This window comes from Erwinia aeris (genome assembly GCF_041224955.1).
Taxonomy (GTDB): domain Bacteria; phylum Pseudomonadota; class Gammaproteobacteria; order Enterobacterales; family Enterobacteriaceae; genus Erwinia; species Erwinia aeris.
On record NZ_JBGFFX010000010.1, the window covers coordinates 64,382 to 77,306 of the forward strand.

10 protein-coding genes are annotated in these 12,925 nt (G+C 57.0%); 5 read left to right on the forward strand and 5 right to left on the reverse strand.

Annotated features, from left to right (window positions below; translation table 11 throughout):
- Positions 1–103: 103 nt before the first annotated feature.
- Entirely contained in the window at positions 104–943 is an 840-nt protein-coding gene (locus AB6T85_RS16165) for a MurR/RpiR family transcriptional regulator (RefSeq protein ID WP_253457446.1), read from the reverse strand.
- Positions 944–1,208: 265 nt separating this feature from the next.
- Positions 1,209–3,128 carry a bifunctional 5-dehydro-2-deoxygluconokinase/5-dehydro-2-deoxyphosphogluconate aldolase gene (locus AB6T85_RS16170; protein WP_369896142.1) on the reverse strand — a complete coding sequence of 640 codons (1,920 nt, stop codon included), beginning with the start codon at positions 3,126–3,128 and terminating at the stop codon, positions 1,209–1,211.
- A gap of 528 nt (positions 3,129–3,656) precedes the next feature.
- Here AB6T85_RS16170 and iolD point away from each other — a divergent pair.
- From iolD to iolE, 4 genes are all read left to right on the forward strand, one after another.
- Positions 3,657–5,597 (forward strand): 3D-(3,5/4)-trihydroxycyclohexane-1,2-dione acylhydrolase (decyclizing), encoded by a 1,941-nt coding sequence (gene iolD, locus AB6T85_RS16175; protein WP_301730929.1) that lies wholly within the window; start codon positions 3,657–3,659, stop codon positions 5,595–5,597.
- A 79-nt stretch (positions 5,598–5,676) separates the two neighbouring features.
- Entirely contained in the window at positions 5,677–6,690 is a 1,014-nt protein-coding gene (gene iolG, locus AB6T85_RS16180; protein ID WP_253457454.1) for a bifunctional inositol 2-dehydrogenase/D-chiro-inositol 1-dehydrogenase, read from the forward strand.
- 60 nt (positions 6,691–6,750) lie between these two features.
- Positions 6,751–7,632: a sugar phosphate isomerase/epimerase family protein gene (locus AB6T85_RS16185; RefSeq protein ID WP_253457457.1), complete on the forward strand. Its 882-nt coding sequence runs from the start codon at positions 6,751–6,753 to the stop codon at positions 7,630–7,632.
- An 88-nt stretch (positions 7,633–7,720) separates the two neighbouring features.
- Complete coding sequence (iolE, locus tag AB6T85_RS16190; RefSeq protein WP_253457460.1) at positions 7,721–8,617, forward strand: myo-inosose-2 dehydratase; 897 nt, start codon at positions 7,721–7,723, stop codon at positions 8,615–8,617.
- Between the two features lie 203 nt (positions 8,618–8,820).
- Here the strand turns inward: iolE and AB6T85_RS16195 are convergent, their stop codons facing one another.
- Both AB6T85_RS16195 and AB6T85_RS16200 read right to left on the reverse strand, forming a co-directional pair.
- Entirely contained in the window at positions 8,821–9,378 is a 558-nt protein-coding gene (locus tag AB6T85_RS16195) for a DcrB family lipoprotein (RefSeq protein ID WP_125289947.1), read from the reverse strand.
- Positions 9,379–9,511: 133 nt separating this feature from the next.
- Positions 9,512–10,177: a 7-cyano-7-deazaguanine/7-aminomethyl-7-deazaguanine transporter gene (locus AB6T85_RS16200; protein ID WP_369896145.1), complete on the reverse strand. Its 666-nt coding sequence runs from the start codon at positions 10,175–10,177 to the stop codon at positions 9,512–9,514.
- Positions 10,178–10,372: 195 nt separating this feature from the next.
- On the opposite strand from AB6T85_RS16200, the gene tusA reads away from it, so the two are divergent.
- Positions 10,373–10,618, forward strand: a complete 246-nt coding sequence (gene tusA / locus AB6T85_RS16205; RefSeq protein WP_253457466.1) for a sulfurtransferase TusA — start codon at positions 10,373–10,375, stop codon at positions 10,616–10,618.
- 40 nt (positions 10,619–10,658) lie between these two features.
- Here the strand turns inward: tusA and AB6T85_RS16210 are convergent, their stop codons facing one another.
- Positions 10,659–12,881, reverse strand: coding sequence for a zinc/cadmium/mercury/lead-transporting ATPase (locus tag AB6T85_RS16210; RefSeq protein WP_369896147.1), 2,223 nt, complete (start codon positions 12,879–12,881; stop codon positions 10,659–10,661).
- Between the last annotated feature and the right edge of the window lie 44 nt (positions 12,882–12,925).

The window sequence follows — 12,925 nt, forward strand, 5'->3', positions numbered from 1 at the left end:
GTGTCTAACCTTCAGGCCTGGCGGTTTATGACCCTCGGGTCAGCGGCTTTAAACTCCCGGGCAGCCGCTGCCTGGTTTTACACTAACGCCATCAGGCGGCCGATCAGTCCTTGACGTTGTGCAGCGCCAGAGAAACGGCCAGCGTCTGCGCAAGGCACAGCGAAGCAACCTGTGAACGGAAGCCGTCAACCTGGGCTTCACGCACCACAAAGCAGACGTCGCTGAAGGCGGCCAGCGGGCTGACCTGGCTGTCGGTAATGGCAATCTGCTGCGCGCCGCGTTTAGCACCCAGCTCAACCAGCTCGACGGCTTCACGCGCATAGGGCGAATAGCTGATAGCGATCACCACGTCTTTAGGGTTCACCATGCTGAGCTGCTCGGTAAACATCCCGCCCAGGCCGTCGATTAAAAAAGCGCGACGTTCCAGATGGCGCAGCGCATAGGTCAGATAGGAAGCGACGCTGAACGAACGACGCAGGCCAATCACATAGATATTTTCCGCCTGCGCCAGCAGCTCTACGGCTTTATTCAGCTGTTCCGGGTTGGTCTGCATCGCCAGCTGCTGCAAAGCCTGGGAATTAACCATGGTAAAGACGTTGAGAATTTCAGCCGGGTTTTCCGGCGGCGTGGCCGTTTCATCCGTCGAGGTCTGGCGGAACAAACGCGCGCGCTCGGTATAGTTAACGGTTTCTTCCATCAGATGCTGACGAAACACCTGCTTCATTTCGTTAAAGCCGCTGAAGCCAAATGCGTTGGAGAAGCGAATTAGCGTAGAAGGCGGCACGTCGGCCTGCTGGGCGATCGAGGCTACGGTGTCAAAAGCGATACTGTTGCTGTTGTCGAGGATATAGCGAGCCACCTGTTTAAGGCGCTTACTCAGGGTATCGTAGCGACGACGAATATCGTCCTGTAACAGGGAAAGCTGTGTTGGGGTAATAGTCATTGACTCAGGCTCGCTAAATTTTAGTCATATTCTTCTGGCGGTTATTCTATCAGATGAACAAAAAATTTCACTTGCTAACGAAATTTAGCGGTTCTATTTCATCGCTATATGAATTCCATCACAGAAAAAAACACGATCGCTGCGGCTTTGCCGACGTTCGCCTTTTTTAAAAACGTAAACCGGGAGGAAGTCAAAAAACAGGTGAAATTAACCGCACCGCCAGCGGACGGAAAATGCAGCTGGCGGGCGGTACAGGCACGGAAGGTCAGGTTGCAGGACGGACTTCCCGCCAGTAGTCGATCAGGCGCAGATAATTCCCTTTTACCTCAGCGATCAGGGCTTCGTCATTAAGTTCACCTTGCAGCCACTGGCGTGAAGGCTGGCCAAAAATAGTGCGGCCTACCGCAAAACCTTTTACCCAGGGAGCCTGCGCCGCCGCGGCGAATCCCGCCTTCAGCTTCTCTTCCGGCGCATCCAGTCCCAGGATCAAAATGCCGCGACACCAGGGATCCTGCTGCTCAATCAGCCCGCTGATGGCCTGCCAGCTTTCCAGGCTCAGCGGCGGCAGTTTCCACCAGTCCGGCTGGATGCCCAGCGAATAGAAGTGGCTCAGCATCTCCAGATAGTAAGACTCTTGTTTATCCGGATTATTTTCCGGCAGGATCACTTCCAGCAGCAGTTCATGGCCGGTCTTATTACAGCCTTGCCAGACGTCAAGGATGAGCTCGTCCTGCTCTTTACGCAGCTCGGCGCTGTCGTGCGGATGATAGAAAACCAGGCACTTCACCACATGCTCCTGCGGCCAGTCCACCAGCTGCGAACCGATATTGCCATGCTCCAGACGCAGCGGCCTTGAGCCTGGCATCTCAATCGGACGACCGATCCACCAGCCTTTGCCGGTAATCGCATTCAGCGTGGATTGCCCGAAGGTGGTATCGGCCAGAATGCCGCTACGGCGATCCAGCTCGGCTTCCGTGGCGGCTTCCTGCGCCGCGCGCAGCAATAGCGTTTTCAGCTCCGGCAGGCGGGTCGTGTCCACGCCCGCCTCGTTCGCCATATCTACCAGCTGTTTACGATGGTCAAAAGCGAACACGCACAGCTCCGGCCACTGCTGTTTACGCGTGGTAACGCGATGCAGGTGATTCAGGCGGCTGTCCAGGTCGGGCCGCTTAACTTCTTTATCGCGGCTCAGGAAGTCATCCAGCTCGGCTTTGGTCGGCATCGCCGGCGCGCAGCCGTGACGCGAAACCACCAGCGCGCCGCAGGCGTTGGCGTAGCGGCACGCCTGTTCCCAGCTCTCATCGTTCAGCCAGCCGCGCAGCAGGCCGGACATAAAAGCATCGCCCGCGCCCAGCACGTTCAACACTTCCACGCGCACGCCGCTTTGCAGTTTCGTCTGCTCCCAGCTTGTCGGGATTTCGCCCTCCAGCACCACGCAGCCCAGCGCTCCGCGTTTGCAAACCAGCGTCGCTTTAGTTGCCTGACGGACGTTTTTCAACGCGGTCAGCGTATCGGTACTGCCGCCGGCGATATGAAACTCCTCTTCGGTGCCGACCACCAGATCGAAATAATGCAGCACTTCCTGCAGCTGCTGCGTCACGTGGCTGGATTCGATAAAGCGGGTTTCACCGTCACCGAGCGAGGTCAGCCCCCACAGAACCGGACGATAATCAATGTCCAGCGCGGTGCGCAGACCGTGGCGACGAGCGATGTCCAACGCCTTCAGCACGGCAGCGCGGGTATCAGGATGAGACAGATGCGTGCCGGTCACCGCCACGGCGCGGGAAGAGGCGATGTAATCTTCCTGAATATCTTCAGGCGTCAGGCCCATATCAGCGCAGTTATCCCGATAGAACACCAGCGGGAAAGTATCCTGATCTTTGATCCCGAGGATCACCAGGCCTGTCAGGCGGGTTTTATCCGTGATCAGGCATTCGGTATCCGCACCTACGCGCTGCAGCTCTTCCCGCAGAAAGCGGCCCATATGCTCATCGCCCACGCGGGCCAACATACCGGATTTCAGCCCCTGAATGGCCGTACCGTAAGCGACATTGCCGGACGACCCGCCCAGATATTTGGAAAATGTGCTCATATCTTCCAGCCGGGCACCAATCTGCTGACCATAGAGGTCAACGGCAATGCGCCCGATACAGATCACATCAAGCCGCTTCTGTTGTGTACTCATTCTGTTTCCTTCTGTGATAGGCCAGCCGCGCTGTGTCAGCGCATCCTCCTGAACGCATAGCGGCGTCCGGATATGAAGTGAAAATCAGTATGGGGAATAAATATTTCAACTTCAACCAAGAATGAAATTTATACCCCAAAAATGTGAAGTGGCTAAAACTCTCGCATTTTGCGGCGATATGGCGCTGTCACGGCACTCTTTTCATGGTTTCAGCCAGGCAACAGACAGGTTAAAAAATGTGTATTTATATTAATTATTTATTTGATATATAAAGAAATAATCCGCATTTTTGTTGCTGGCATCCGGCCATGCTGCCGCTGCCCGGCCAGGCATTCCGGCGATGTGCGTTGCAGGGCATAATTTGATCTCACTCGCAAAATGAAATGTTTCTTCTGTAATGTGGTTTAGTGAAAAAAATATTTGTTTATAATCGCCTCACGTTTCATTTTCGGCCATTACCGCAGTGGCGATTACTCGGGCGAAACGCGGCAGACCGACGGTCTGTCGCCGTACCGTAAGGAAGAGCAAATGGGCAAGATCAGATTAACCACGGCACAGGCTTTAGTCAGATTTCTCGACAATCAGTATCTGTCGGTAGATGGCGTCGAAACCAAGTTTGTGAAGGGCATTTTTGCTATTTTCGGCCACGGCAACGTGCTGGGACTGGGGCAGGCGCTGGAGCAGGACAGCGGCGATCTGATCGTGCGTCAGGGGCGTAACGAACAGGGCATGGCGCACGCCGCTATCGGCTACGCCAAGCAGAAGCTGCGGCGGGAGATCATCGCCTGCACCTCTTCCGTGGGGCCTGGCGCGGCCAATATGATCACCGCTGCGGGCACCGCTTCCGCTAACCGTATTCCTTTACTGCTGCTGCCTGGCGATGTGTTTGCTACCCGCCAGCCCGATCCGGTGCTGCAACAGATTGAACAGAGTCACGATCTTAGCATCAGCACCAACGATGCGTTTCGCGCGGTCAGCAAATACTGGGATCGGATAAACCGCCCGGAACAGCTGATGACCGCCTGCATCAACGCCATGCGCGTGCTGACCGATCCGGCAGAAACCGGCGCCGTTACCCTTTCGCTGCCGCAGGACGTGCAGGGCGAAGCCTGGGATTATCCCGACTATTTCTTCCAGAAGCGCGTGCACCTGCTCGATCGCCGTCTGCCGACCGAAGCCCAGCTGGCGGCCGCGCTGAAGCTGATCGCCGGCAAACGCAAGCCGCTGATTGTCTGCGGCGGCGGCGTGAAATATTCCGAAGCGGGCGAGGCGCTCCGCCAGTTTGCCGAGCGTCATCAAATCCCGTTTGCGGAAACGCAGGCCGGTAAGGGCACGATCCTTTCCGATCATCCGCTGAACGTCGGCGGCGTGGGTGAAACCGGCTGCCTGGCGGCCAACCTGCTGGCGAAGGAGACCGATCTGGTGATTGGCGTCGGCACGCGTTACACCGATTTCACCACCGCCTCAAAATGGATCTTCCAGAACCCGGACGTCAGCTATCTCAACGTTAACGTCAGCAGCTTTGATGCCTGGAAGCTGGACGGCGTACAGGTGGTGGCCGATGCGCGCGAGGCGCTTACCGCACTGGATAACCGGCTGGCCGCTCAGGGCTTCACCAGCGGCTGGGGAGAAAAAATTGCTCAGGCACAGAGCAAATTATTGAAGGAAACGCAGCGCGTTTATCAGGCGGTTTACAGCAACGAGGGTTTTGTGCCGGAGATTGACGATCGTCTGGATCGCGAGGCCGTTTTTGCCGAATTCAACCGGCTGACCGATTCGTTCCTGACGCAAAGCAGCGTGCTGGGTACGCTAAATGAAAATCTCCCAAAGGATGCGGTGATCGTCGCCGCGGCCGGTAGCCTGCCGGGCGATCTGCAACGCGTGTGGCGCAATAAGGATTACAACGGCTATCACGTTGAGTACGGCTATTCCTGTATGGGCTACGAGGTCAACGCCTCGCTCGGGGTCAAGCTGGCCGAGCCGCACCGCGAGGTCTACACGCTGGTCGGCGACGGCTCCTTTATGATGCTGCACTCCGAGCTGGTGACCTCTCTCCAGGAGAACGCCAAAATCAACGTGGTGCTGTTCGACAACATGACTAACGGCTGCATCAACAACCTGCAAATGGAACACGGCATGGACAGCTTTACCACCGAGTTCCGCTTCCGCAATGCCGAAGGCGGCAAGCTGGACGGCGGCCTGATCCCGGTAGATTTCGCCGCCATCGCCGCTGGCTACGGCTGTAAAACATGGCGCGTCACCACGCTGGCGCAGCTGAAGCAGGCGTTGGAAGAAGCGCGTCAGTCGCCGGTATCCACGCTGATTGACATTAAAGTGCTGCCAAAAACCATGGTGCACAAATATTTCAGCTGGTGGCACGTGGGCGGCGCGCAGGTATCGCAGTCCGAACGCATTAACGCCGTGGCCCACATGCTGAACGAGCATCTCGACCAGGCACGTAAATACTAATTCATTCTCTGTGGCCTGAACCGGACGGGTTTTCCCGTCCGGAAGACTCCCCTATACCCTACATTCGAACGGAGTAGTTATGACACTGAAACTTGGCGTAATCGGCACCGGCGCAATCGGTCAGGAACATATTCGTCGCTGCAGCAAAGTGTTGCAGGGCGCGAAAGTGGTGGCCGTCTCCGATATTAATATCGAAGGCGCTAAAGGCGTGGTTAGCCGTCTGGGTCTGGAGGCGGAAGTCTATGCCAACGGCCACGATGTTATTCGCTCCTCTGACGTTGACGCGCTAATCGTCACCTCCTGGGATCCCACGCATGAAGAATTTACGCTCGCGGCCATCGCGGCGGGCAAACCGGTATTTTGCGAAAAGCCGCTGGCGCTGACGGCTGAAGGCTGCCGCCGCGTGGTGGAGGCTGAAATTGCCCACGGCAAGCGTCTGGTGCAGGTGGGCTTTATGCGTCCTTACGATACCGGCTATCGCGCGTTAAAGCAGGTTATCACCAACGGCGATATCGGCGAGCCGCTGATGCTGCACTGCGCCCATCGCAACCCAAGCGTACCAGAAAGCTATACCACCGATATGGCGATTACCAGCACGCTGATCCACGAGCTGGACGTGCTGCGCTGGCTGACCGAGGACGACTATAAAACGGTTCAGGTGGTTTTCCCGCGCGATACCAAAAATACGCATGCGAAGCTGCGCGATCCGCAAATCGTGCTGTTTGAAACGCAAAAAGGCGTGCGCATCGACGTCGAAATCTTCGTTAACTGCGCCTATGGCTACGACATCCAGTGTGAGGTCGTGGGCGAAACCGGGATCGCCAGACTGCCGGAGCCAGCCTCTGTCCAGCTGCGTAAAGAGGCGAAGCTCTCCACTTCCATTCTGACCGACTGGAAGGATCGCTTTATCGATGCCTATGACGTTGAGCTACAGGCGTTTATCAATGACGTCACGGCTGGCCAACTGCACGGCCCTTCCGCATGGGATGGCTATGCGGCTTCCGTAGCGGCAGATGCCTGCCTGAAGGCGCAGGAAAGCGGGGCGATTGAAAGCGTTGAGCTGCCGCCGCGTCCGGCGTTTTACAACAAATAATGCCGACCGACTCCTCTGCGCAGGCAGAGGGGTTGTCAAATGATTAGCAGGGAGAAACCGATGAAAATCGCCTTTGATGTAGACGTCATTAAAGATTTGGGCATCACCAAAATGGTTCACCAGGTGGCGGAGTGGGGCTACAAATATATTGAGCAGTCGCCGCATCCGCAGATTAATCCGTTCTACAAACATCCCAGGGCCAGCCGGGAAATCATCACCGAATACAAAAACGCGCTGCGTGAAACCGGGCTGGAAATCTCTTCCTATATCGTGGTCTACCGTTGGTCAGGCCCGGATGAGGCACGTCGCCAGGCGGCCGTGCGCAACTGGAAGCGTATGATTGAAATCGCGGTGGAAACTGGCGTGCAGGTTATCAATACCGAGCTTTCCGGCACGCCGAACGAACCGGAGATCTGCGAAGAGATGTTTTACCGCTCTATGGAGGAGCTGCTGCCCATCGTCGAGCGGGAAGGTATTCGCATTGAAATTCAGTCACACCCCTGGGATTTCTGCGAAGAAAACAACGAAACTGCCGATCTGGTGAAGTCGTTCCGCAGCGAAAACGTCAAATATCTTTATAGCGTGCCGCATACCTTCTTCTACGACAAAGGCAAAGGCGACGTAAAAAGCATGCTGGAATATGCGGGCGGCGACCTTTCACACGTGCTCATCGCCGATACCATGAACCACACCAAACACTGCCGCTATATCGTCAATCCGCCAGGCGTGGATGCCACCATCCATCAGCACGTGGGCGTGGGTGAGGGCGAAGTGGATTTCGATACGCTGTTTAAAACCCTGCGCGAGATGGATTTTGCCAACCGCACTCATAAAGTCGGCGGCGAGTCGATAGTTGCCGCCTCGCTGTTTGGCTATCCGGAAAAAATGAAATATCAGGCCGTGGAAACCCGTGAGCTGATCGAGCGCGAACTGCTTCGCTAACCTTCAGGCGCAACAGGCCGATCCTACGCGCGGAAAGCCCAGGCAGGCGCGCCGCGCCATCTTAATGACAGACCGCTGAGGCACCACCATGAACAAAGAGAACGTAAAGCTGGCGATAGCCCCGATTGGCTGGACCAATGACGATATGCCTGAGCTGGGTGCAGAAAACACTTTCCAGCAAATCGTCAGCGAAATGGCGCTGGCTGGCTTCACCGGCAGTGAGGTCGGCAGTAAATATCCGCGCGATCCGGCGGTGCTGAAACCGATGCTGAACATTCGCGGTATTCAAATCTGCAACGCCTGGTTCAGCACCTTTTTCGCCAATGGCGACAGGGCAAAAACCATTGATGAATTTATCAACCATCGCGACTTTCTTCACGCGATGGGCGCTAAAGTGATCGGCTGCTCCGAGCAGAGCAAAAGCATTCAGGGCACCACGCTGGCGGTGCTGGAAGAGAAGCCGCATTTTACCGAAGAGGAGTGGCGGCTGACGGCGGAGGGCTATAACGAGCTGGCCGCGCTGGCGGCGGAAAAAGGCATGCAGGTTTGTTTGCACCATCATATGGGGACGGCCATTCAGACTGCGGCAGAGATCGACAAATTTATGTCGTTGACCCAGGACAACGTTTATCTGTTGTTCGATACCGGCCATGCCTACTACTCGGAAGGCAGCCAGGCGCAAATGCTGGCCATTCTGGAAAAATATCTGCCGCGAATCAATCACGTACATCTGAAGGACGTGCGTGATGAGGTGGTGGCACAGGTCAGAAGCCAGCGGCTCTCTTTCCTGGACGGCGTAAAAAAAGGTACCTTTACCGTTCCCGGCGATGGCGTGATTGATTTTGATCCGGTGTTTAAAATCCTGGACGAGTCGGGTTACAAAGGCTGGATGGTGGTGGAGGCGGAGCAGGATCCGGCGCTGGCGAATCCGTTCGAATATGCCGTTAAGGCCCGAAAATATATTCGCGAACACGCAGGTCTGTAAGCCGATCTGTCAGGCATTGCCCACAGGGAAATGTTAGCCAGTAAGGAGTAAGCCGGGAAAGTGATGGTCAGGCATGCGTTTCCCATCACAACGGCAACAGGACTTAGTAAACGGCGCGGTCGGGAAAAGGCTGTTGCAAAACCGCCGCGTAAATAAAAATAGCGCCCGATATTTCCGCCGGGCGCTATTTTTTTAAAGGGAAATTATTTCAGCACTACCGTGTTGATAATATTCTCTGCTTCGGTCTGCGACTGCTGCTGATTGTCCGCAGGCAGCGTAATCTGCAGGGTCAGCAGTTTGCCGTCAACTTTCGCCAGCAGCACTGACGACCAGGAAGACTGGCCCTTGGCCGAAATCACCGAATCCAGCTGCTGTGCTGGCTGGCCTTTCAGCTCGACAGATTTATTGGTCACTACCTGCAGCTGCGCATCGCGGTTACGCTGCTGATCTTCCAGGCGCTTCGCCAGCACGTCCAGGCTTTCATTCGTGGCGTCGCCCGCAATCACGATAATCGCTTTCTGGCCGCTGGCATCGGCGTACACGTGCATATTATTGGCCTGCGTGCCCATTTTTCCACTTTGATCGGACATGCCTGCCGGCAGCGAGAAGCTGAGCTTGCCGTCCATCAGGGTAACGGTCTGGCTGCTTTGGCTGCTGCTGACGCCGTTATCATCGGCGGCGGCTTTATCATCTTTGCCGTCGCAGGCGGCCAGTCCGACCACCAGTAAACCGATACCGGCATATTTCAGTAAGTTACGCATCGTGATCCCTTTTACGTTAGTCGTTCGCGCTGTTCAGCAACTTATACAATAGTAATCAGCGGCTAAAAGCAACCTGCCGTGGCGCGCTGCCCGCCAAAATGCATGGCCGGGCGCGACGCCACAGAGTGACAGACTAGCCGAAGTTGACCTGAGCGCCAGAGGATTTTTCCGTTATCCGCTTCAGCGTGGCGTTTAACAGCACGCCATAGGCCGGCAGGAAGAAAATCATGCAGATAAGCACCTTAAAGCTGTAGTCCACCAGCGCAATTTCCACCCAGTTCTGTGCCATAAACGGATCGGGGCTTTTGTAGAAAGCGATAAAAAAGAACGCCAGCGTGTCGCTGATATTGCCCAGGAACATAGCGGAGGCGGGGGCTACCCACCATTGCGGCAGCTTGCGCAAGCGGTTAAAAACGTGCACGTCGAGGATTTGTCCCAGCGCATAGGCCATAAAGCTGGCGCAGGCGATACGAGCGACAAACAGGTTAACGCTTGCCAACGCGCCCAGTCCCTGCCATTCGCCCTGATAGAACAGCGCAGAAATGCTATAGGAGATAAACAGCGCCGGGATCATCACCGCAAGAATAATTCGTCGGGCCAGCGGCGCGCCGAAAATTCGTACCGTTAAATCGGTAGCCAGAAAGATAAAGGGAAAGCTGAACGCGCCCCAGGTGGTATGGAAACCAAAAATCGAAATGGGCAGCTGCACCAGATAATTACTGGAGGTAATAACCAGCAGATGGAACAGCGATAGCCAGATCAGCGAATGTGTACGCTGACGAGAAGAGAAAGAGATCATCGATGTAGCCTTTTTTAACTATGGGGTGAGGGAACCCAAAAAATTGTCTCGCCTGAGCGATTGCGCGGCATCTTACCGAATCAGCCTGCTAATGCAATGGTTAATTTTAGCGCAAACGTTGTCGTTCAGAGCCTGGCTTGCACATACCGACGTCGGGGGTAAAATAGGGGCATTTCCTGTCTGATTGAGAATGTTATGAGCGAACCGTTCGCAAATCCCGACCAAACCCTGGATGCTTTGGGCCTGCGCTGTCCTGAGCCGGTGATGATGGTGCGTAAAGCCGTACGCCATATGCAGGAGGGCGAAACGCTGCTGGTTATCGCCGACGATCCGGCCACCACGCGCGATATCCCCGGTTTCTGCCGCTTTATGGAACATACGCTGCTGGCACAGGCAACCGAGGAATTACCCTATCGCTATCTGTTAAAAAAGGGGTTGTAGCGCCGCGTCCTGCCCGTATCACCACGGGCAGGTTGTAAAGTTAGCGCTTACTCAGCAATCGTAGCGCGTTCGCCGTGACCAACGCGGTGGCGCCGGAGTCCGCCAGCACGGCCAGCCACAGCCCGGTAATGCCCAGCAGCGTGGTGACCAGAAATACCCCCTTCAGCCCGAGCGCCAGCGCAATATTCTGCCGGATATTGGCATGGGTGGCGCGTGCCAGGCGGATCATCGTCGCCAGGCCCGCCAGCCGGTTATGCGTCAGCGCCGCGTCGGCGGTCTCCAGCGCGACGTCGCTGCCGCCGCCCATCGCAATGCCCACCGTTGCCGCTTTCATCGCAGGCGCATCGTTGATGCCGTCGCCGACCATCGCTACGGCGCGCCGTTGGTTTAGCTCATGAATGGCCGCTACTTTGTCCGCAGGCAGCAGGCCCGCGCGATAGCTGATGGCAAGCTCGTTGGCGATAGCGGCCGCCGCGCGCGGGTTGTCGCCGGTCAGCATGATCGTTTCTATGTTTAAAGCATGAAGTTCGCTCAGCGCGGCAACAGCGTCCGCACGTAGCGTATCGCGCATCGCGATAAGTCCGATCGGCATAGCATCCTGCACGATAATGACCGCCGTATTTCCCGCCGACTCCAGCTCCGCCACAATCTTCAGCTGTTCTGCTGTCAGCCTTAGTCCAGCGGGCGCGCAGATTAAAAGTTTGTGACCGCTCACTGTTGCTTCTATACCGCTTCCTGCCACCGCCCGCTGCGCCGTAGCGGCAGGTATAACAAGCTGGCGCTGCTCTGCCAGCCGCACAATCGCCCTGGCCAGCGGATGAGAAGAACCCTGCTCAACGGCAGCGGCTTTAGTCAGCAGTTCCGCTTCGCTGAGGGCAGCAAAGGCCTGAATGCTCTCAATACGGGGTTTGCCTTCGGTCAGCGTGCCGGTTTTGTCGAACGCCAGCGTGCGCACGCCGTTGAGGCTTTCCAGCGCCGCGCCGCCCTTAATCAGTACGCCATGGCGGGCCGCAGCGGCCAGGCCGGAGGTGATCGCCGCTGGCGTAGAGATCACCAGCGCGCAGGGGCAGCCGATCAGCAGCAAAGTCAGCCCTTTATAAATCCATGACGGCCAGTCGCCGGCAAAGAACAGCGGCGGCACGGTTGCCACCAGCAGCGCGACAGCCATCACCAGCGGCGTGTAAATGCGGCTGAACCGATCGAGAAAACGTTCGACCGGCGCGCGGTTAGCGTCTGCTTCTTCAATCAAATGCAGGATACGGTCGATAGCGCTCTGGCCAGGTTTTGACGTGACTTTCAGCCTCACCAGGCTATCGACGCTCAGGCTGCCTGCCGCCACGGCTTCGCCTGCCTGCCGCTCTACCGGCATGGATTCGCCAGTCAGCGCGCTTTCATCAAAGCTGGCGAAGGATGTGACCAGGCTGGCGTCGGCAGGCAGGCGCCCGCCTGCGGCAACCTCAATAAGATCGCCAGGCCGTAGCGCGCTCACGGCCACGGTTTCACGCACCTCGTTCCGGATGCGCAACGCCTGCTCGGGTTTTAACGCCATCAGCGCCGTTACGCCACGGCGCGCGCGCCCTGCTGCAAAAGCCTCCAGACGTTCCCCAAGCATAAACAGCAGCAGCACCATGGCCGCCTCTGCGGTCGCACCGATAAAAAGCGCGCCAAGCGCGGCTACGGTCATTAACGTTTCAATGGCAAAAGGCGTCCCGCTGCGCATCAGGCGCAGGGCGGTACGGGCAACGGGCCAGCAGCCCGCCAGCGTGGTGACGATAAACGCGACTTTCCCGGCCTGCGGATCGATCGTCTGTAGCAGCCAGCTGGCGAGCAGAAGCCCGCCGAGCAGCAGCAGCATGCCGTTTTCCCGCCAGAACCCGGCTGACTTTGCCGCTGGCTGCGTGGCAGAGCGCAGGGTAAACCCGGCTCTGGCAACCGCCTGCTCAACCTGCTGCTGCACATCTTTATCGGCGCTTACCACCAGCTTTTCCGTAGCGAACAGGACGCGAGCCTGAGTGACGCCTTGCAGCTGGCCTACAGCGTTTTCGATTTTCCTGGCGCAGCCCGGACAGTCCATGCCGCCGATTTGCCAGCTGTAGTCCGCGCCGATGCTTTCTTCTTTCTCAGGCAGCGGATCGCTGGCGGTGGCGCACTGGATGTGAAAAGAGGTGATTTTCCCCAGTTCGGGACGCGGCCTGCTGCAACCTTGCTGTCCGGCCGCGTGGCGCTGCCCGCAAAGGCAGGGAGAAGATGGGTGTTGTTGCATGACGCCTCCAGATAAGCCTGACGGGCTGCTTCCCCGCCAGGCTT